General features: G+C 64.4%; 20 protein-coding genes. 18 read left to right on the top strand and 2 right to left on the bottom strand.

What is annotated here, in order from left to right:
- Positions 1 to 82 precede the first annotated feature (82 nt).
- The 6 genes from AC1DUR_RS06890 (at position 83) to AC1DUR_RS06865 (ending at position 7,283) form a co-directional block, all read left to right on the top strand.
- Entirely contained in the window at positions 83 to 1,159 is a 1,077-nt protein-coding gene (locus AC1DUR_RS06890) for a branched-chain amino acid ABC transporter permease (RefSeq protein WP_477718995.1), read from the top strand.
- A gap of 127 nt (positions 1,160 to 1,286) precedes the next feature.
- A complete protein-coding gene (locus AC1DUR_RS06885) occupies positions 1,287 to 2,621 on the top strand; it encodes an ABC transporter substrate-binding protein (protein WP_477718994.1) in 1,335 nt (444 codons plus the stop codon).
- Positions 2,622 to 2,731: 110 nt separating this feature from the next.
- On the top strand, positions 2,732 to 3,541 hold the full coding sequence (locus AC1DUR_RS06880; RefSeq protein WP_477718993.1) for an ABC transporter ATP-binding protein: 810 nt from the start codon (positions 2,732 to 2,734) through the stop codon (positions 3,539 to 3,541).
- Positions 3,542 to 3,715: 174 nt separating this feature from the next.
- On the top strand, positions 3,716 to 4,978 hold the full coding sequence (locus AC1DUR_RS06875; RefSeq protein ID WP_477718992.1) for a phenylacetate--CoA ligase family protein: 1,263 nt from the start codon (positions 3,716 to 3,718) through the stop codon (positions 4,976 to 4,978).
- 148 nt (positions 4,979 to 5,126) lie between these two features.
- A complete protein-coding gene (locus AC1DUR_RS06870; protein WP_477718991.1) occupies positions 5,127 to 6,113 on the top strand; it encodes a tripartite tricarboxylate transporter substrate-binding protein in 987 nt (328 codons plus the stop codon).
- A 213-nt stretch (positions 6,114 to 6,326) separates the two neighbouring features.
- Entirely contained in the window at positions 6,327 to 7,283 is a 957-nt protein-coding gene (locus AC1DUR_RS06865; protein ID WP_477719053.1) for a Bug family tripartite tricarboxylate transporter substrate binding protein, read from the top strand.
- 152 nt (positions 7,284 to 7,435) lie between these two features.
- Here the strand turns inward: AC1DUR_RS06865 and AC1DUR_RS06860 are convergent, their stop codons facing one another.
- On the bottom strand, positions 7,436 to 7,732 hold the full coding sequence (locus AC1DUR_RS06860) for a DUF1840 domain-containing protein (RefSeq protein WP_477718990.1): 297 nt from the start codon (positions 7,730 to 7,732) through the stop codon (positions 7,436 to 7,438).
- Between AC1DUR_RS06860 and AC1DUR_RS06855 the strand changes: the two genes are divergently transcribed.
- From AC1DUR_RS06855 to AC1DUR_RS06815, 9 genes are all read left to right on the top strand, one after another.
- Entirely contained in the window at positions 7,731 to 7,910 is a 180-nt protein-coding gene (locus AC1DUR_RS06855) for a hypothetical protein (RefSeq protein WP_477718989.1), read from the top strand. The genes AC1DUR_RS06860 and AC1DUR_RS06855 overlap by 2 nt on opposite strands.
- A gap of 5 nt (positions 7,911 to 7,915) precedes the next feature.
- A complete protein-coding gene (locus tag AC1DUR_RS06850) occupies positions 7,916 to 8,665 on the top strand; it encodes a 2OG-Fe dioxygenase family protein (RefSeq protein ID WP_477718988.1) in 750 nt (249 codons plus the stop codon).
- 164 nt (positions 8,666 to 8,829) lie between these two features.
- Positions 8,830 to 11,163, top strand: a complete 2,334-nt coding sequence (locus tag AC1DUR_RS06845) for a bifunctional salicylyl-CoA 5-hydroxylase/oxidoreductase (RefSeq protein ID WP_477718987.1) — start codon at positions 8,830 to 8,832, stop codon at positions 11,161 to 11,163.
- Positions 11,164 to 11,213: 50 nt separating this feature from the next.
- Entirely contained in the window at positions 11,214 to 11,699 is a 486-nt protein-coding gene (locus AC1DUR_RS06840) for a MarR family winged helix-turn-helix transcriptional regulator (RefSeq protein WP_477718986.1), read from the top strand.
- Positions 11,696 to 12,550 carry an enoyl-CoA hydratase family protein gene (locus AC1DUR_RS06835; protein WP_477718985.1) on the top strand — a complete coding sequence of 285 codons (855 nt, stop codon included), beginning with the start codon at positions 11,696 to 11,698 and terminating at the stop codon, positions 12,548 to 12,550. Before AC1DUR_RS06840 ends, AC1DUR_RS06835 begins: the two co-directional genes overlap by 4 nt.
- A 39-nt stretch (positions 12,551 to 12,589) precedes the next feature.
- Positions 12,590 to 13,825: an acyl-CoA dehydrogenase family protein gene (locus AC1DUR_RS06830; protein WP_477718984.1), complete on the top strand. Its 1,236-nt coding sequence runs from the start codon at positions 12,590 to 12,592 to the stop codon at positions 13,823 to 13,825.
- On the top strand, positions 13,822 to 15,468 hold the full coding sequence (locus AC1DUR_RS06825; protein WP_477718983.1) for an AMP-binding protein: 1,647 nt from the start codon (positions 13,822 to 13,824) through the stop codon (positions 15,466 to 15,468). The genes AC1DUR_RS06830 and AC1DUR_RS06825 overlap by 4 nt, the downstream gene beginning before the upstream one ends.
- Positions 15,465 to 15,902 carry an acyl-CoA thioesterase gene (locus AC1DUR_RS06820; RefSeq protein ID WP_477718982.1) on the top strand — a complete coding sequence of 146 codons (438 nt, stop codon included), beginning with the start codon at positions 15,465 to 15,467 and terminating at the stop codon, positions 15,900 to 15,902. Before AC1DUR_RS06825 ends, AC1DUR_RS06820 begins: the two co-directional genes overlap by 4 nt.
- Complete coding sequence (locus AC1DUR_RS06815) at positions 15,899 to 16,294, top strand: RidA family protein (protein WP_477718981.1); 396 nt, start codon at positions 15,899 to 15,901, stop codon at positions 16,292 to 16,294. The genes AC1DUR_RS06820 and AC1DUR_RS06815 overlap by 4 nt, the downstream gene beginning before the upstream one ends.
- Before the next feature lie 16 nt (positions 16,295 to 16,310).
- Here the strand turns inward: AC1DUR_RS06815 and AC1DUR_RS06810 are convergent, their stop codons facing one another.
- On the bottom strand, positions 16,311 to 17,204 hold the full coding sequence (locus AC1DUR_RS06810) for a LysR substrate-binding domain-containing protein (protein WP_477718980.1): 894 nt from the start codon (positions 17,202 to 17,204) through the stop codon (positions 16,311 to 16,313).
- A 123-nt stretch (positions 17,205 to 17,327) separates the two neighbouring features.
- Between AC1DUR_RS06810 and AC1DUR_RS06805 the strand changes: the two genes are divergently transcribed.
- The 3 genes from AC1DUR_RS06805 to AC1DUR_RS06795 all read left to right on the top strand — a co-directional run bounded on the left by AC1DUR_RS06805 (position 17,328) and on the right by AC1DUR_RS06795 (position 20,609).
- Positions 17,328 to 18,338 carry a Bug family tripartite tricarboxylate transporter substrate binding protein gene (locus tag AC1DUR_RS06805; protein ID WP_477718979.1) on the top strand — a complete coding sequence of 337 codons (1,011 nt, stop codon included), beginning with the start codon at positions 17,328 to 17,330 and terminating at the stop codon, positions 18,336 to 18,338.
- Between the two features lie 190 nt (positions 18,339 to 18,528).
- On the top strand, positions 18,529 to 19,413 hold the full coding sequence (locus AC1DUR_RS06800; RefSeq protein ID WP_477718978.1) for an HTD2 family dehydratase: 885 nt from the start codon (positions 18,529 to 18,531) through the stop codon (positions 19,411 to 19,413).
- 32 nt (positions 19,414 to 19,445) lie between these two features.
- Positions 19,446 to 20,609 (top strand): acyl-CoA dehydrogenase family protein, encoded by a 1,164-nt coding sequence (locus AC1DUR_RS06795; RefSeq protein ID WP_477718977.1) that lies wholly within the window; start codon positions 19,446 to 19,448, stop codon positions 20,607 to 20,609.
- Positions 20,610 to 20,626 lie beyond the last annotated feature (17 nt).

The following is a 20,626-nucleotide window of genomic DNA, read 5'->3' as shown; positions in this document are numbered from 1 at the left end:
AGCCGGTTCCGCGGCCCCTGCTGCACGGGGCAAAACCCGACGCGGAACTTCTTTCATTGCGATCTAACAGCGGCTCATCCTTATGCTCTACAGAGAAAACGGCCAATTCAAGACAACCTACCGGGCGGACCAGCAGATCTTCCCCATCCTGCAGGACCGCGTGGTGGTGGGCCTGTTCCTGATTTTCGCCTTCGCAGCGGTGCCCATGCTGGCTAGCGACTATCTCTTTCGCGCCATCCTCATCCCTTTCCTGATCATTGCGCTGGCCGCACTCGGCGTGAACATCCTGGTGGGGTATTGCGGGCAAATTTCACTGGGCTCCGGCGCCTTCATGGCGGTGGGCGCGTATGGCGCCTATAACTTTTTTGTGCGCATTCCCGGCATGCCGCTCATCCCGGCGGTGATTCTGGGCGGGCTGTGCGCCACGGTATTCGGCATCCTGTTCGGGCTGCCCAGCCTGCGGGTCAAGGGCCTGTACCTGGCGGTGGCGACGCTGGCCGCACAGTTCTTCGCGGACTGGATGTTCCTGCGCATCAAGTGGTTTACCAACGACTCCCCTTCAGGGTCGGTGTCCGTCTCCAACCTGCAGGTGTTTGGCCTGCCGATTGAAAGCGCCCACAGCAAATACTGGCTGTGCCTGTCTATCCTGGTGGTGATGGCGTTCCTGGCCAAGAACCTGGTGCGCGGCGCCATCGGGCGGGAGTGGATGGCGATCCGCGACATGGACGTGGCAGCGGCCGTCATCGGGATTCGTCCGATGTACGCCAAGCTCAGTGCCTTTGCGGTGAGCTCCTTCATCATCGGCATGGCCGGCGCACTGTGGGGCTTCGTCTACCTGGGCGCCTGGGAGCCTGCCGCATTTTCGGTAGACCAGTCCTTCCGGCTTCTTTTCATGGTGATCATCGGCGGCATGGGCTCCATCCTGGGCGGCTTTCTGGGTGCGGCCTTCATCACCGTCCTGCCGATCGCGCTGAACCAGTTCCTGCCGGTGCTGGCACATGCATTTGGATTTGAGATTTCCACCGCGGGCGTCTCCCATGCCGAGCTGATGATTTTTGGCGGTCTGATCGTCTGGTTCCTGATCGTGGAGCCGCACGGGCTGGCCAAGCTCTGGGCCATTGGCAAACAGAAGCTGCGGCTCTGGCCGTTTCCCCATTAGGACCAGGGTTGATTGGGGACTACCCATGAAACGAGCGCATTTTTTTGGTAATTGATCACTTGTCGGGATATCAGTTTTCGGATTTCGGGTTTTCGGGTGCTTTGCTTTTAATTATTAGGAGACAACAATGAAGGTTCGCAATTTGATTCTCGCCGTTGCGGCTGTGGCTGCCGGCGCATCGTCCCTGGTGTCCACCGGCGCGCTGGCCCAGGCCAAGGAGCAGTTCATTCCGGTGCTGTCATACCGGACCGGGCCTTACGCGCCCAATGGCGCGCCGTGGGCCAATGGCTATGTCGACTACCTCAAGCTGGTCAATGCCCGCGGCGGCCTCAATGGCGTCAAGCTCTCGTTTGAAGAGTGCGAAACCGGCTATGACACGGCGCGCAGCGTGGAATGCTATGAACGCCTGAAAGGCAAAAACGGTGGCGCCGCGCTGGTGCAGCCGCTGTCCACGGGGGCCACCTTCGCCATCACAGAGAAGGCGCCCGCCGACAAAATCTCCGTCGTCACGGTGGGCTACGGGCGCAGTGAAAGCGCGGACGGCTCCGTCTTCAAATGGAATTTTCCGATCGCGGGCACCTACTGGGTGGCCTCGGACGCCATCCTGCAGGCCATCGGTAAAAAAGAGGGTGGGCTCGACAAACTCAAAGGCAAGAAAATCGCGCTGGTCTACCACGACAGCCCCTATGGCAAGGAGCCGATTGCCCTGCTGCAGGAGCGCAGCAAACAACTCGGTTTTGAGCTGCAGCTACTGCCTGTCACCGCGCCCGGCGTGGAGCAAAAAGCCACCTGGCTGCAAATTCGGCAGGCCCGCCCCGACTACACCTTGCTGTGGGGCTGGGGCGTGATGAACTCCACCGCCATCAAGGAAGCGCAAGCGACCGGCTACCCGCGCGAAAAAATGTACGGCGTGTGGTGGGCCGGTGCCGAGCCTGACGTGAAAGACGTGGCGGACGGCGCCAAGGGCTACAACGCCGTGACCTTGCAGCACGGCGCCGAACCGCAGTCCAAACTCGTCAAGGACGTGTTGACCCTGGTGCACGACAAGGGCCAGGGCACGGGGCCCAAGGACGAAGTGGGGCAGGTGCTCTACGTACGTGGCGCCATGAGCGCCATGCTGGGCGTGGAAGGCATACGCGCCGCCCAGGACCGCTTCGGCAAGGGCAAGGTCATGACAGGCGAGCAGGTCCGCTGGGGTCTGGAAAACCTCAACCTGACGCAGGCCAAACTGGACGCCCTGGGCTTTGCCGGCGTGATGCGCCCGATCAGCACCTCGTGCACCGACCACATGGGTGCAGCCTGGGCCCGCATCCACACCTGGGACGGCAAGCAGTGGAAATTCACCTCCGACTGGCTGCAGGCCGATGAACAAATCCTCAAGCCGCTGATCAAGTCCACCGCCGCCAGATACGCCACCGAGAAAAAGCTGACGCCGCGCACTCCGGCTGACTGCCAGTCCTGACAGCACCCTCCCCAGCCCTGCCCGCCGGGCGGGAGGGGCGCGGCTCCGATGAGCCGCCAACTGAAAGAACAGAGGGCTGTTCTTTCAGTTGGCACTTGGAAAAAAACAGCATGGAAAAACCAGACATCGTTCTCAACGTCAATGGCATCGAGGTCATTTACAACCACGTGATCCTCGTGCTCAAGGGCGTTTCGCTTCAGGTCCCCGAAGGCCGCATCGTCGCCATTCTGGGCGGCAATGGCGCGGGCAAGACCACGACCCTGCGCGCGATTTCCAACCTCCTCAAAGGGGAACGGGGAGAAGTCACCAAGGGCTCGATCGAGCTGCGCGGCGAGCGCATTGAAAACCTCTCGACCTCCGACCTGGTGCAACGCGGCGTGGTGCAGGTCATGGAAGGCCGGCATTGCTTCGCCCACCTGACCATCGAAGAAAACCTGCTGACCGGCGGCTACACCCGCAAGAGCAAGGCCGAAATGGCGGCCAATCTGGAAAAGGTCTACAACTACTTTCCGCGCCTGAAAACGCGGCGTACATCGCAGGCCGCGTACACCTCCGGCGGCGAGCAGCAGATGTGTGCGATTGGCCGGGCATTGATGGCCAGCCCCTCCGTGGTGCTGCTGGACGAGCCGTCGATGGGGCTGGCGCCGCAGATTGTGGAAGAGGTGTTCAACATCGTCAAAGACCTCAACCAGAAAGAAAAAGTCACCTTCCTGCTGGCTGAGCAAAACACCAATATGGCGCTGAAGTACGCCGACTACGGCTACATCATGGAAAGCGGCCGCGTGGTCATGGACGGGCTCGCGGCCGACCTCGCCAACAACGAAGACGTCAAGGAGTTTTACCTGGGCGTGGGCGGCGGTGAACGCAAAAGCTTCAAGGACGTCAAGAGCTACAAGCGCCGCAAACGCTGGCTGGCGTGAATATGGCCCCCACGCTCCCCACTTCGTGTGGTTCGCTGCCCCCCGAGGGGGCCGCTGCGCCTGCGGCCCGGCGAAGCCGGTTCCGCGGCCCCTGCTGGTTTCAGATTCGTCGCCCCATGTTCCGCTGCTGCAACTGATCGCGCCGAGGTATTGACAGGATTTGGAAGATCTCACATGACCACACATTACGACGCACTGGAAGTGCGAAGCCCTTCACAACGCGAAGCCGCCCAGATGGCCGCGCTGCCGCAGCAGATCGCGCATGCGCAGTCCCACGCGCCGGCTTTCGCCGGCATCCTGCAGGGCGTGGACAGCGCAGCCATCAGCTCGCGCGCCGCGCTGGCGCGCCTGCCCGTGACGCGCAAGCACGAGCTGCTGGAGCGCCAGCAGGCCGCACGACGGGCGGGCGGCGACCCTTTCGGCGGCTTCAGCGCGCTGCGTTATGGCGCCGCGATGCCGCGCGTGTTCGCCAGCCCCGGCACGATTTACGAGCCCGACAGCACGCGCAAGGACTACTGGCGCATGGCGCGGGCCCTGCACGCCGCTGGCTTCAAGCCGGGGCAGCTGGTCCACAACTGCTTCAGCTACCACTTCGTGCCGGCCGGCACCATGATGGAAAGCGGCGCCCACGCGCTGGGCTGCACGGTGTTTCCGGGCGGCACGGGGCAGACCGAGCAGCAGGTACAGGCCATGGCCGAGCTCAAGCCGGCCGGTTATGTCGGCACGCCCAGCTTCCTCAAAATCATTGTCGAAAAAGCCGCCGAGATGAAGGTGGCGCTGCCCACCGTGACCCGGGCCATGGTGTCTGGCGAAGCCTGTCCACCCAGCCTGCGCGACTGGCTGGGCGAGCACGGCATAGCCGCCTACCAGTGCTATGCGTCGGCGGACCTGGGCCTGATTGCCTACGAAACCGAAGCGCGTGAAGGCCTGGTGCTGGATGAGGGCGTGATTGTGGAAATCGTCCGTCCCGGCACGGGCGACCCGGTGGCCGAAGGTGAAGTGGGCGAACTCGTGGTGACCACGCTAAACCCCGACTATCCCCTGATCCGCTTCGGCACCGGCGACCTGTCGGCCGTGTTGCCGGGCACCTGCCCGACCGGGCGTACCAACACCCGCATCAAGGGCTGGATGGGGCGGGCGGACCAGACCGTCAAGGTGCGCGGCATGTTTGTGCACCCGGGCCAGATAGCCGACATCACCCGGCGTTTTCCCGAGGTGGGCAAGGCCCGGCTGGTGGTCAACGGCGAGATGGCCAATGACAGCATGACCCTTCAGGTCGAGGTCGCAGGGGGCGCCGCAGCGCAGGCGGGGCTGGACCAGCGCATCGGCGAGGCCATACGCGATGTCACCAAGCTGCGCGGCACGGTGCAGTTGATGGCCCCTGGAAGCCTTCCGAACGACGGCAAGGTGATTGAGGACGCCCGCAGCTATCAATGAAGAAAGGGTATGCCTGCCCGAGGGGGGAGGCCGCCACTCTTTTCGTGCGGGAGCACGCCCCTCTAGAGGATTTTGCTTACGTAGTTCCCGCCGTCAATTTACGGCGGGCCAACCGTACACTCAAGGGCTTATTTTCAAGGAGACACGCATGAAACGCCTGTTAGTCTTGGCCGTCGCCGCGACAGCCCTCTTCGCCAACGCCCAAACCTTCCCGGGCTCCAAGCCCATCAGCTTCGTGGTTCCTTTTGCAGCCGGCGGCCCCACCGACCGGGTGGCGCGCGACCTGGCAGAAGCCATGCGCAAATCCATGGGCGGTGGCGCCAATTTTGTGGTGGAAAACGTCAACGGCGCCGGCGGCACGATTGGCGCTACCAAGGTTGCCAAGGCTGCACCCGACGGCCACACGCTGCTGCTGCACCACATCGGCATGGCCGCGGCGCCGGGCCTGTACCGCAAGCTGCAGTACAAGCCGCTCGAAGACTTCGAATACCTGGGCATGGTCAACGAAGTGCCAATGACGCTGATTGGCAAACCCCAGCTGGCGGCCAACAACTACCGCGACTTTGAAAACTATATTCGCACCAACGCCGGCAAGCTCAATATTGCCCATGCCGGCCTGGGTTCAGCCTCTCATCTGTGCGGCCTGATGTGGCAATCGGCCATCAAGGCCAGCGAGGCCATGACGACGATTCCATTTGGTGGCACCGCGCCTGCCATGAACGCGCTGGTGGGTGGCCAGGTCGACCTGATGTGCGATCAGACCACCAACACCACGGGGCAGATCGAGGCCGGCCGCGTCAAGGCGTTTGCCGTGACGACCGCCAAGCCGCTGTCCGGCAACAAGGTGCTCAAGGACTACCCGACGCTGCAGGAAATGGGCTTGAAGGGCTTCGAGCTGACGATCTGGCATGGCCTGTATGCGCCCAAGGGCACACCTCCAGCCGTGCTGGCCCAGCTCAACACCGCGCTCAAGCTGGCGCTGAAGGACCCTGACTTCATCAAGAAGCAGGAAGGCCTGGGCGCCATCGTCGTCGCCGACAAGCGCGTCGAGCCGGCGGCCCACAAGGCTTTCGTGGCGGACCAGATCGCCAAAATCAAGCCGGTGATCGAAGCCGCCGGAAAGTTTGCCGACTGAGCACGCAGGCATCGCCCTGATTGCCAAGCCGCCGGGTCGACTCCGGCGGCTTTTTTCATGCCCGGATCATGCCCGGATTTACCCTCTTGAAGCAACGGTGCGGGCACGGTATCTTTGCTGGCTGCAGCGTGCACCCATCCACCGGAGACCGTCTTGAATCTTTCCTTTAAACAAAACCGGCGCCTTGCCCTCGTTAATTGCGCGCTATCTGCTATTGTTTTTATAGCGCCTACCGTGTGGGCCCAAAGCACATGGCCGACCAAGCCCGTCAAGATCGTGGTGCCTTTCGCGCCTGGCGGCACCACGGACATTCTGGCCCGCGCAATGGCGCCTGAACTGTCCAAAGCCTTCGGCCAGCAGTTTGTGGTCGAGAACCGTGCCGGGGCCGGTGGCAACATCGGCGCCGATGCGGTGGCCAAGTCGGCGCCCGACGGCTACACCCTGCTGATGGGAACGGTCGGAACGCACGGCATCAACAAATCGCTCTACAGCAAGATGGCTTTCGACCCGCAAAAGGACTTTGCCCCCATCACGCTGGTCGCGGGCGTGCCGAACGTGATGATCGTCAACGCTGAAAAAGCGCGGGCTGCCGGCATCAGCAATGTTGCCGACTTCATCCGGGTCGCCAAGTCGAAACCGGGCCAGTTCAACATGGCCTCCAGCGGCAACGGCACGTCCATCCATCTGGCCGGCGAGCTGTTCAAAACCATGAGCGGCACCTACATGACCCACTTCCCTTACACCGGCTCGGGCCCGGCGCTGCTGGCCATGGTGGGTGGCGACATGGATGTGATGTTCGACAACCTGCCGTCCTCCATGCAGCTCATCAAATCAGGAAAGCTCAAGGCGCTGGCCGTCACCAGTTCACAGCGCTCCGCGGCCCTGCCCGATGTGCCGACGGTGGAACAGGCGGGCGGGCCCGCGCTGAAGGGTTATGACGCGAGTTCGTGGTTTGGTTTGCTGGCGCCGGCGGCAACGCCGCCCGACGTTGTCAACCGCATCCAGCAGGAAGTGGCCAAGTCGCTGAACACGCCGGCCATCAAGGAAAAACTGCTTGCACAAGGTGCGATTCCGGGCGGCAACACGCCGCAACAGTTCACGGCCTTCATCGACGCGGAGCACAAGAAGTGGGCCCAGGTGGTGAAGGCTTCCGGTGCGAAAATCGACTGAGTTCCGAACCGGGTTTCGCTGAGCTTCGTGTAGCGCTGGCGCTGCAGCACTGCCTGCACGTCCAGCGCGCAAAAAAGCCCCGTCACCGGGGCTTTTTGGCGGGAGGAACCGGCGCAGGGCCGCAGCCTTTATCGCAACCTTTTCCGCAGTCTTTACACGCCCCAGACCACTTCGTGGCCGGCCTTGTGGTTGCGCTCGAGCATGTCGATGAAAGGCAGGGCGCGCTGATGCAGGCCCAGCCCATCGCCCGGCACGGTACCGACCTGTTCATCGCCTGCATATTCCAGCGCAATGGCCGCCTTGAGCGCCTCAATCGCCGCGGGCATCTCCTCGGGCAGGATGATGCCCTTGGGCCCGGCGTGCTTGCCGATGATTTCAAGAACGCGGCGGCCATTGGGCTCCAGCATGATCACGTTGCCGGCATCTTTGGATTTGAATTTGTACAGCATGAAAGACTCCTCTGATAAACAGCACCTTCATTATGAGCAGCTTTTTGACCCCTGTCTGCAGCGAGGGTTCACCTCTTTTTGCTCATTTTTGAAATCGCCTTTCGGCCCTGCTCTGCGCACCGCTTCCGGCTCCAGCAAACCCCTGCGCTGCATCTGGGCGCACGGTAAAGCAAAATAGCCAGCATGTTCAATATCGCCACCGTTCAAAAACCCGCGGATCAGGCCCTTCGCCAGGATGGCCTGAGCCTGCTCTACCCGGCCGGCCTCACCACCAGCCTGCACCTCGACAGCCCCGCATGGAGGCAGGGCTGGCACCAGCTGACCGACTCCTGGAACCGCTTGCCGCCCGACGCCCACCTCAAGGACGGCGGGCATTACCGCAAGCGCCGGCATGCCTGCTTTGTCCAGGAACTGCCCGGTGGCGCGCTCACGCAGGTACCGCACCGCGCCCACTGGCAGCCCACCGACTACAACGCCTTGCATGGCGGCTTCGAGCGCTGGTTCGAGCCGGTGGAACCAGCTGTGGCCGAGGCGCCCGCCTGGACTGATTTGCTGGCCAGCCTGGGAAAGCTGTTTGCCCAGGTCCGGCCGGTGCCGCGGTGGTATATCGAGGCCCACCAGTTCCGCATCGACACCGCCGGCGGCGTCGGACGCCCGACGCCGGAAGGCGCTCACCGCGATGGCGTGGACTTTGTGGTGGTGCTGCTGGTAGCCCGCCACGGCGTCAAAGGCGGGGAAACCCGGGTGTTTGACGCGAATGGCCCGGACGGCGTACGCTTTGTCATGCAGGAACCCCTGACCACCCTGCTGCTGGACGACGCACGCGTCATTCACGAAACCACACCCATCCTGCCGGGCGATGGCCCCGCGGAAGACGGCTACCGGGACACGCTGGTGCTCACGTACCGCGCCGCGGGCTTTCAGGCGCCCTGAAACGCCTCGACACGCCCCTGAGGTTGGGAGCCCTGACCTCATTTGGCTTCAATTGGCTTTTGGCTGGCCGGAAAAGCGCCGTGGCCGGCCGGTGAAAAACCGCTTGACGAATTTACTTTAAACCTAAACAATTAAGGTCAGATTAATCGAGCGAGCACACATTCATGCACATCCTTTGTCTTGGCGGCGGCCCCGCAGGTCTGTATTTCGCCTTGTTGATGAAGCTGCAAAACCCGGCACACCAGGTGACCGTGGTCGAGCGCAACCGCCCGTTTGACACCTTCGGCTGGGGCGTGGTGCTGTCAGACCAGACGCTGGGCAATCTGCGGGTGGCCGACCCGGTCAGCGCGCAGCTGATTGGCGACGCCTTCAACCACTGGGACGATGTCGAGGTGTTCTTCAAGGGCCGCAGCGTGCGCTCGGGCGGCCATGGTTTTTGCGGCATCGGCCGCAAGCGCCTGCTCAATATCCTGCAAGAGCGCTGCCTGGCGCTGGGTGTTGAGCTGGTGTTTGAAACCGATGTGCAGGACGACCAGGCGATTGCCGCGCAGTACCAGGCCGACCTGGTGGTGGCCAGCGACGGGCTGAACAGCCGCATCCGCAACCGCTACGCGGAAACCTTCCAGCCCGATGTCGAGTTGCGCGCCTGCCGCTTCGTCTGGCTGGGTACGCGCAAGACCTTCGACGCCTTCACCTTCGCCTTCGAGAAAACCGAGCACGGCTGGTTTGCCGCGCATGCCTACAAGTTTGACGAGAACACCTCGACCTTCATCGTCGAAACCCCGGAAGCCGTCTGGAAGGCCCATGGCCTGGACCAGATGAGCCAGGAAGACGGCATCGCCTTTTGCGAGCGCCTGTTTGCCAAATACCTGGACGGCAATGCCCTGATGAACAATGCCACGCATGTGCGCGGCTCGGCCATCTGGATCCGGTTTCCGCGCGTGGTGTGCGAACGCTGGGTGCACCATGAAACCGTGGAAGGAAAGCGCGTGCCCATTGTGCTCATGGGCGACGCCGCGCATACCGCGCATTTCTCGATTGGCAGCGGCACCAAACTGGCGCTCGAGGACGCGATCGATCTGGCGAATGAATTCAGCGCGAGCGCTGAGGAATTCAACACCGGCCACGGCATGGACGAGGTACTGCAGGCTTATGAGGCACGGCGCAGCGTCGAGGTGCTGAAAATCCAGAACGCGGCGCGCAACTCCACCGAGTGGTTCGAGAACGTCAACCGCTACAGCAGCATGGAGATCGAGCAGTTCGCCTATTCGCTGCTGACCCGCTCGCAGCGCATCAGCCACGAGAACCTGCGGCTGCGCGATGCAAAATGGATCGAAAGCTATGAATCCTGGCTGTCGGGCGGCCCGGTGATTCCGCCCATGCTGACGCCGTTCAAGGTGCGCGGCACCGAGCTCAAGAACCGCATTGTGTGCTCGCCGATGGCAACCTACAGCGCCATTGACGGTGTGCCGCAAGACTTCCACCTGGTGCACCTGGGCGCGCGCGCGCTCGGCGGTGCCGCCATGGTGATGGTGGAGATGACCAGCCCGAATCCCGAGGGCCGCATCACTCCGGCCTGCACCGGTCTGTGGAACGACGAGCAAACGGCCGCCTTCAAGCGGATTGTGGATTTCGTGCACGGCCAGAGCACGGCCAAAATCGGCATGCAGCTCGGCCACAGCGGCCCCAAGGGCTCGACCCAGGTGGGCTGGGAAGAGATGGATGAACCGCTGCCCGCAGGGGGGCCGCATGCCAACTGGCCGGTGGTGTCGGCCAGCGCCGTGCCCTATGGCGAGCGCAACCAGACGCCGCAGGCCATGACGCACACGCACATGGAAGCGCTCAAGCAGCAATTTGTGGACGCCACCCGGCGCGCCGCCGCCGCCGGCTTCGACTGGCTGGAACTGCACTGCGCGCACGGCTACCTGTTGTCGGCCTTCATCACGCCGCTGACCAATCTGCGCAGCGACGAGTACGGCGGCAACATCGAAAACCGCTGCCGCTACCCACTGGAGGTGTTTCGCGCCATGCGCGCGGTCTGGCCCGCACACCTGCCCATGAGCGTGCGCATTTCCGCGCACGACTGGGCGCCTGGCGGCAACACGCCCGACGACGCGATCGTGGTGGCCCGGTTGTTCAAGGACGCGGGCTGCGATGTGATCGACGTGTCCTCGGGCCAAACCACGCGCCAGGCCAAACCGGTGTATGGCCGCATGTACCAGACGCCGTTTGCCGACCGCATCCGCAACGAGGTCGGCATACAGACCATTGCGGTGGGTGCGATTTCCGAAGTCGACCATGTCAACAGCATCATTGCCGCCGGCCGGGCCGACCTGTGCGCGCTGGCCCGACCGCACCTGGCCGATCCGGCCTGGACACTGCACGAAGCCGCCAAGCTGCAAAGCCAGGCCGTGGACTGGCCCAAACAGTACCTCAGCGGCCGGGATCAGCTTTACCGTGAAATCTCAAAGCAGCAAGCGCTTGCGGCCCAGTCATGACCAAGGCAGGCGGCTCTCAGGAAAACAGCAAAACAAAAAGGAATGGCTCTATGGACATGGAAGCACGAGGCCACAGCGAACACCCCGAAGCCCTGCGGCTCTGGCTGCGCCTGCTGACCTGCACCCAGCTGGTGGAAAAACAGGTGCGTACCCAGTTGCGGGAGCAATTCGACACCACGCTCCCGAGGTTTGACCTGATGGCCCAGCTCGAGCGCAGCCCCGAGGGCCTGAAGATGAACGAGCTATCGCGCCGCATGATGGTGACCGGCGGCAACGTCACCGGCATCACCGACCAGTTGGTGCAGGAGGGGCTGGTGGAACGTGTGGACGTTGAAGGCGACCGCCGTGCCTACCGCGTGCGCCTGACGCCGCGCGGGCGCAAGCTGTTTGACGAGATGGCGCGCCAGCACGAGGCCTGGATTGTGGCGGCCTTTGAAACCCTGTCGCCGCGTGAAGTCGAATCGCTCCACAAGCTGCTGGGCAAGGTCAAGCACCACCATATGCAGCAAAACGAAAACAAACTGGAAACCGCATGAAACACTACATAGTCCCCGCCAACCCCATGCACGCGCAGTTCGATGCGCTGGCCACTTACCAGGCCCGGCACTTTGCCTACGCCTTCGACGCCGGCGTGGCGACGCTGACGCTGAACCGCCCTGAGCGCAAAAACCCGCTGACGTTTGACTCCTACGCCGAACTGCGCGATTTGTTCCATGCACTGAACCGCGCCACTGATGTGAAAGCCGTGGTGCTCACCGGCGCAGGGGGCAATTTCTGCTCGGGCGGCGATGTGCACGAGATCATTGGCCCGCTGACCAAAATGACCATGCCCGAACTGCTGGAGTTCACGCGCATGACCGGCGACCTGATCAAGGCGATGCGGCTGTGCCCGCAGCCCGTCATCGCGGCGATTGACGGTATCTGCGCCGGGGCCGGCGCCATGATGGCGCTGGCGGCCGACCTGCGGCTGGGCACCGCGCAGGCGAAGACCGCCTTCCTGTTCACCCGTGTCGGCCTGGCGGGCGCAGACATGGGCGCGTGCGCCCTGCTGCCGCGCCTGATCGGCCAGGGCCGCGCCTCCGAGCTGCTGTTCACCGGCCGCGCCATGAACGCCCAGGAAGGCCTGCAGTGGGGCTTTTTCAATGCCCTGCATGAGCCCGGCGAGGTCCTGGCCCAGGCCCACAAGCTGGCGCACGAACTGGCCAGCGGCCCGACCTTTGCGCACGGCATGACCAAAACCATGCTGCACCAGGAATGGGCCATGACGCTGGACCAGGCGATAGAAGCCGAAGCCCAGGCACAGGCCATCTGCATGCAGACCGGCGACTTCACGCGCGCCTACGAAGCCTTTGCGGCCAAACAAAAACCGGTGTTCCAGGGCGATTGAACGCCGGGCACAGTCCACAGTCACAAGGATGTTTTCAGCATGAACCCGACGACAGCACATCTGGCACTGCCGTTTTTTGACGGCGCGCACCGCGACCTCGGCCGGCGGCTGGCCGACTGGATCCCCCACCAGCACATCGACGAGCGTGATGACCGCCAGGCCTGCCGGGAGTGGGTCCGGCTGCTGGGCGAGCACCAGTGGCTGCGCTACTGCGTGCCCGCGGGCAAAGACGGCGTGCTGGGCGGCGCACTCGACCAGCTCGACTCCCGGGCCCTGGTCATCTTGCGCGAGATGCTGGCCTTCCACTCGCCGCTGGCCGACTTCGCGTTTGCCATGCAGGGGCTGGGCAGCGGCGCCATCACGCTGGCCGGCTCACCCGAGCAACAAGCCGCCTACCTGCCGCAGGTAGCCCGCGGCGAAAAAATCGCCGCCTTTGCGCTGAGCGAAGCCGAGGCCGGCTCCGACGTGGGCGCCATGCAAACGAGCGCCACCCACACGGATGACGGATGGGCCCTCAACGGCAGCAAGACCTGGATCAGCAACGGCGGCATCGCTGATTTTTATGTCACCTTTGCCAAGACCGACCCCGGCGCAGGCACGCGCGGCATCACGGCCTTCATCGTCGATGCCCCGACGCAGGGCCTGGACAGCAGCGAGGCGATCGCGGTGATCTCGCCCCACCCGCTGGCCACACTGAATTTCACCCATTGCAGGCTGGCCGACAGCGCGCAGCTGGGCACGCTGCACGGCGGCTTCAAGCTAGCCATGCAGACGCTGGACATCTTTCGGGCGTCGGTGGCCGGCGCCGCGCTGGGCATGGCGCGCCGCGCCCTCGCGGAGGCGGTGCAGTTTGCCCGGGCGCGCAAGATGTTCGGGCAGACGCTGGCGGATTTTCAGTTGACCCAGGCCAAACTCGGCGAGATGGCGGCCCTGGTGGACGCAGCGGCGCTGCTGACCTACCGCGCCGCCTGGATGCGCGACCATCACAACGATCCGGGCGCGCGTCCGGACAACGCCACCACCACTGCCATCACCGCCACCACGGAGGCCGAAGGCCGCCGGGACCGCACCGTGGCTGCCGCGATGGCCAAAATGACGGCCACCGAAAACGCGCAGCGGGTGATCGACATGGCACTGCAGATGCACGGCGGCCAGGGCGTGAAGGTGGGCAGCAAGGTGGAAAGCCTGTACCGCGACATCCGCTCTCTACGCATTTACGAAGGCGCCACCGAGGTCCAGCAACTCATCATCGGCAAGGCGGTGTTGCAATCATGAATACGCCCACACACGCACCGGATTCGAAGGCGTCCTCTGCGCAGACCGACTGCTTCGTGCGCGACCGCCTGCCACCGCCCGACCAGTGGCCAAAACTGCTCTACCCCTTGCCCGAACTGCGTATTCCCGACCAGGCCAATCTGGTGGACGTGCTGTTCTCCCGGGCCAGGGCGCAAGGACATGCCGACAAGCCCTTCCTGCGCTCGGACCGGATCACCCTGAGCTATGCCGACGCACTGGAGCGCGTCAACCGGATCGCCCAGGTGCTGACGGAAGACTTTCACCTCGTGCCGGGCAACCGCGTGCTGCTGCGCGGCGGCAACTCCATCGGCATGGCCCTGGCGTGGCTGGGTGTCGTGCAGGCCGGGCTGGTGGCGGTGGCGACCATGCCGCTGCTGCGCGCCAAGGAGCTCGGCGAGATCATCGACAAGGCCCGGCCATCGCTGGCACTGTGCGATGCCAGCCTGCTGCAGGAATTGCAGGCCGCCAGGGATCAGGGCGGCCTGCTCGGCACCATCGTGCCGTTCAACCTCATGAACGAGCCCGGTTCGCTAGCGGTCCTTTCCGCACAGAAAGACGGCCAATTCACGCCCTGCCCGACGGCGGCCGACGACATTGCGATGATGGCCTTCACGTCCGGCACCACCGGCAAGCCCAAGGCCGCCGTGCACACGCACCGCGATGTGCTCGCCGCCTGCGAAGCCTGGCCGCGCCATGTGCTCAAGGCCAGGCCTGACGACATCGTGATGGGATCGCCCCCGCTGGCCTTCACCTTCGGGCTGGGCGGCATGCTGATCTTCCCGATGTGGGCTGGCGCCTCGGTGTACTACCCCAGCGTGGCCTACACACCCGAGGTCATGGTCAGGCTGATGAACCAGATCGGTGCCACCCTGTGCTACACCGCGCCCACCTTTTACCGCCAGATGGCGCCGTTTGCCAAGCAGCTCGGCGTGCCCAGCCTGCGCATCTGCGTGAGTGCGGGCGAGGGCCTGCCGGACGCCACACGCCAGCTCTGGAAGGACGCCACCGGCATTGAAATGGTCGACGGGATAGGCGCGACCGAGATGTTCCACATTTTCATTTCGTCCGCAGGCGACGAGGTGCGGCGCGGCGCCATCGGCAAGGTGGTGCCGGGCTACACCGCCAAGGTGGTCGACGACCAGGGTGCGGAAGTGCCGCATGGCACCGTCGGCAAGCTGGCGGTCATGGGGCCGACCGGCTGCAAATACCTGGACGATGCGCGCCAGGCGAAGTATGTCAAGGACGGCTGGAACTACCCCGGCGATGCCTTTGTGCAGGACGATGACGGCTACTTCTTCTACCAGGCCCGCGCCGACGACATGATCATCACGTCGGGCTACAACGTGGGCGGCCCCGAGGTGGAAGACGCGCTGCTCAAGCACCCGGCCGTGGCCGAGTGCGGCGTGATCGGCCTGCCCGACGAGGAGCGCGGCATGATCGTCAAGGCCTTTGTGGTGCTAAGGCCCGGCCACGAGGCTGGCGAGACCCTGGTCAAGAGCCTGCAGGACCACGTCAAGGCCACGCTGGCGCCCTTCAAGTACCCGCGCCAGATCGAATTCGTGGGCAGCCTGCCGCGGACCGAAACCGGCAAACTGCAACGTTTCAAACTACGTCAACCATGAAATTCACGACGCAAAAGCAGGTCCGGTTTCACCACTGCGACCCGGCGGGAATTGTTTTTTACCCGCAGTTTTTCTACCTGCTGCATGAGGTGCAGGAGGATTTTCTGAACCACATCGGCTTTCCCGAACACGTCCTGATCGCCGGCGGCGCGGGCGTGCCCATCGTGGACCTGAAAACCGAATTCCTGGGCATGTGCCGCCACGGCGACCAGCTCACAATGACGCTGGAGCTGACCAAAGTCGGCAACGCCAGCGTGGGCATGCACTATGAAATTCACGGCGAGCCGTCCGCCCCCGGGGGCAGCAGCCTTCGGGTCAGGGCCCATGGCGTCGTGGTGTATTCGGAAGTCCCGCACGGCAAGCCGGTGCCCATTCCCGACGCCCTGCGCAACGCCCTGCTGCCCTACCTGAAAACATCCCCGGAGACCACATGATCACCAAAATCCAACCGCCCGACTGGGCCGAGCCCAAGGGCTACGCCAACGGCATTCTCGCGCGCGGCGCGCTGCTGTTCGTCGGCGGCCAGATCGGCTGGAATGCCCAACAGGAGTTTGAAAGCGATGATTTTGTCGCGCAGACGCGCCAGACGCTGCAAAACATTGCAGACGTTCTGAAGGCCGGCGGCGCCGGGCCCGAGCACATGGTCCGCATGACCTGGTACGTGGTGGACCGCGACGAGTATGTGGCCAGCCTCAGGGCGCTCGGCGGTGTCTACCGCGAAATCATGGGCAAAAACTTTCCGGCCATGACCTGCGTGCAGGTGGCCGGGCTGGTGGAGGCGCGTGCGCGGGTCGAGATTGAAGTGACGGCCGTGCTGCCCGACTGAGGCCGCGTCAGCCGCGTCAGCCGCGGTAATGCGCGCACAGGGTGTCGATCAAGGCCTGGGCGTAGGCCGGCAAGGCGGCCTGGTCGCGCACGAGGATGTAGCGCTCGCGCACGCTCCACTCGTCGGTGAGCTCGATCAGCGCCAGGTTCATCGTGTCCCGGTTGCGCCGGGCCGCCGACTCCGGCACGATGCCGATGCCCACACCGCTGCCTATCATGCGGCACATCGCATCGAAGCTGGTCAGCTGGATGCGCAGCTTGAGCGGCTTGCCCAGCGACTCCGTCACCGTGGCCAAAAAAGTCTGCAGCGTGCTGCCGTGGTGCATGCCCACCGCGTCTTCGTCCAGTGTCTCGGCAAAGGCAATGGTCTTGCGCCCGGCAAAGCGGTGCTGGCGCGACGTGACCAGCACCAGGCGGTCGGTGCTGAAGTGGATGGCCTGCAGCCCCAGCGTATCGACCCTGCCGGCCACAATGCCGATGTCGGCACGGCCGTCCAGCACGCCCTTGGCGATCTCAGCGTTCGGTTTTTCCTGAAGGTCCACATTCACGCGGGGGTTGTCCGCGAGGAAGCCGGGCAGGATTTCCGGCAGGAAATCCGTCACCGCGGTGGTGTTGGCGAAAACCCGCACATGGCCGCGCAGGCCGCCCCCGTACTCCTGCAGGTCGACACGCAACTGGTCCACCTGGCGCAGCACCCCCCGGGCGTGGTGCAAGAACGCTTCGCCGGGCGGCGTCAGGCGCACGCCACGGGCTTCGCGGTACAGCAGGGGCTGGCCCGCCTGGGTTTCCAGCGACTTGATGCGGCTGCTGGCCGCCGCCAGTGACAGATGCTGGCGCTGGGCCGCCCGCGTCAGGCTGCCCTCGTCCGCCACCATCACAAACAGCCGCAGATCCGTGAGGTCGAATTTCATCGCACCATGCTAGCGCAAACGCTGCAAGCCTTCAATAAATCCGAAGCCTTGGTTTGAAAATCAGTGATTGCATTGAGGCACGGCTACAGCGACCATCAGTGACCCCACAATGGAGTTCAAAGCATGCATCGTCTTCTGCTGAGCAAGAAATTGAGTCGTCGGGTTTTCGCCGCCAGCCTGTGCGCGGTGCTGATCCCCGGTACCGCGGTGCTTGCCCAGTCGCCCTACCCGAACCGCCCCATCGTCATGATCGTGCCCCAGGCCGCCGGCGGCACCAACGACATCGTGGGCCGGCTGGTGAGCCAAAAGCTCGGCGAGGTGCTGAACAGCCCGGCCGTCGTGGAGAATCGCCCCGGCGCCGGCGGGAACATCGGCACCCAGGCGGCGGCCAAGGCGCCGAAAGACGGCTACACCCTGCTCATGACCATCAGCAGCAGCCAGGCCATCAACCCGGCGCTCTACAAGAATGCCGGTTTCGATCCGGTCCGCGATTTCAAACCCGTCAGCCTGATTGGCGCCGTGCCCAATGTGCTGCTGGTGCACCCTTCGTTTCCGGCGAAGTCGGTCGCCGAACTGGCCGCGCTGGCCAAGGGCAAGCCGGGCCAGTACCAGTACGCCTCGGCCGGCAACGGCACGCTGAACCACCTGCTCGGCGAAATGCTGGGCAGCATGGCCGGCATCAACCTGCAGCATGTGCCCTACAAGGGCGTGGCCCCGGCGCTGAACGACGTGCTGGGCGGGCAACTGCCCATGCTGTTTGCCAGCCTGCCATCGGCGCTGTCGCACATCAAGGCAGGCAAGCTGCGTGCGCTGGCCGTCAGCGGCGCCAACCGCTCGCCGGTGCTGCCCGATGTGCCGACCATTGCCGAAACCGTGCCCGGCTACAACGGCACGCTGTGGATCGGCCTGTTCGCCCCCGCCGGCGTGCCGCCGGACGTGCTGGCCCGGCTGCAGGACGGCATGGCCAAAGCGCTGGCCGCCAAAGACCTGCGCGACAAGCTGGAGCAGCAGGGCGTGGAACTGGCGGGCCCGTCCGAGCGGCCGGTGACGCCGGAGCAGTTCGCCGCGCTGCTCAACGACGACATCGCCAAATGGGCGCGCATCGTCAAGTCCTCCGGCGCCTCGGTCGATTGACCCGCCTGCCGAACGGGCGATGAACACTAAGAGCCGCTAACAAAACCCAGCGCAGCGGTCCTGGCTAGGCGTGCCGCCGCAGACAGTGCTGTAGCACGGCAAGGCGGCACAACGACGCCAGGAGGGTTTTGTTCGCGGCTCTAAACGATGAACTCCAAACCCTGAACTCCAATCTCACCCTGAAGCGATCATGAGCACTGACATCCGCACCCTCGACGCCGCCACCCTGGCCCATCTGCAAGGCTGGGTCGGCAAGACCGAAACCCTGGCCGACGACATCACCGCCGCGCCGGTCCGCGCGCTCTCGGCCACGCTGGACCGCGACGATGCACCGCCCGTACCCGGCACGGCGCTGCCCCCGCTGTGGCACTGGCTGTATTTTTTGCCGCAGCATCGCCAGAGCGAGATCGGCCCGGACGGCCATGCGAAGCGCGGCGGCTTCCTGCCGCCGGTGCCGCTGCCGCGCCGCATGTGGGCCGGCGGCCGCCTCAACTGGCAGCCGGGCAACCCGCTGGTGGTGGGCGAGGCGGCCCGGCGCGTCTCGCGCATCGAGTCCGTGACGCACAAGGCCGGCCGCACCGGCGACCTGCTGTTCGTGCTGGTCAGGCATGAGCTGCACAACGCCCGAGGCCTGGCACTGACCGAGGAACACGACATCGTCTACCGCGCCAACCCGCAGCCCGGTGACCCGGTGCCGCCCCCGGTGGCGGCGGAGCAGGGCGCGGACTGGCAGCGCGAGATCGTGCCCGACGACGTGCTGCTGTTTCGCTATTCGGCGCTGACCTTCAACGGCCACCGCATCCACTACGACCGCAAGTATGTGACCGAAGTCGAGGGCTACCCCGGCCTGATCGTGCACGGCCCGCTGATTGCGACGCTGCTGGTGGACCTGGTGCGCCGCCATGTGCCGGATGCCTTTGTCAAAAGCTTTTCCTTCAAGGCGGTGCGGCCCACCTTTGACCTGCATCCGTTCCGCCTGCATGGCCAGCCCTCGGCCGATGGCAAGACCGTGAAGCTCTGGGCCGCCGACCACGACGGCTGGCTCACCATGCAGGGCACCGCCGAACTCGCCTGAACAGCCCTCCAACCAAACACCCTACGACCGCCATGATCAAGACCGCCACCGACCAATACCAGGACATCCGCGATGCCGTGCGCGCACTGTGCGCCGAGTTCCCGGACGAATACCACCGCAAGATCGACGAGCAGCGCGCCTACCCCGAGGCCTTTGTCGATGCGCTGACCAAGGCCGGCTGGCTGGCCGCGCTGATCCCCGGCGAATATGGCGGCTCCGGCCTGGGCCTGGCCGAGGCCTCGGTGATCATGGAAGAGATCAACCGCTCCGGCGGCAACTCCGGCGCCTGCCACGGCCAGATGTACAACATGGGCACGCTGCTGCGCCACGGCTCCACGGCGCAAAAGGAGCTGTACCTGCCCAAGATCGCCAGCGGCGAATGGCGGTTGCAGTCGATGGGCGTGACCGAGCCCAGCACCGGCACCGACACCACCAAGATCAAGACCACGGCCATCAAGAAGGGCGACCGCTACGTGATCAACGGCCAGAAGGTCTGGATCTCGCGCGTGCAGCACTCCGACTGGATGATCCTGCTGGCGCGCACCACAGCGCTGGCCGAGGTCAAGAAAAAATCCGAGGGCATGTCGATCTTCATGGTCGACCTGCGCCAGGCCGAGAAATCCGGCATGACGGTGCGGCCTATTCCCAACATGGTGAACCACGAGACCAACGAACTTTTTTTCGAGAACCTGGAAATCCCCGAAGAGAACCTGATCGGCCAGGAAGGGCTGGGCTTCAAGTACATCCTGGACGGACTGAATGCCGAGCGCACGCTGATCGCCGCCGAGTGCATCGGCGACGGCTACTGGTTTCTCGACCGGGTCACCAAATATGTGGGCGAGCGCGTGGTGTTCGGCCGCCCGATCGGCCAGAACCAGGGCGTGCAGTTCCCGATTGCCGAGGCCTACATCGAGGTCGAGGCCGCCAACCTGATGCGCTACAGGGCCTGTGCGCTGTTCGATGCCGGCCAGCCCTGCGGCGCAGAGGCGAACATGGCCAAGTACCTGGCGGCCAAGGCGAGCTGGGAGGCGGCCAATGCCTGCATCCAGTTCCACGGCGGTTTCGGTTTTGCCAACGAATACGACGTGGAGCGCAAGTTCCGCGAGACGCGCCTGTACCAGGTGGCGCCGATCTCGACCAACCTGATCCTGAGCTACGTGGCCGAGCACCTGCTGGGCCTGCCCCGCTCCTTCTGAAGCTCTTTCTGATTTCC

It is taken from the genome of Polaromonas sp. P4_F4, from assembly GCF_056401355.1.
The sequence above is the reverse complement of the archived record's forward strand: the minus strand, read 5'-3'. Positions and strand labels throughout refer to the sequence as shown.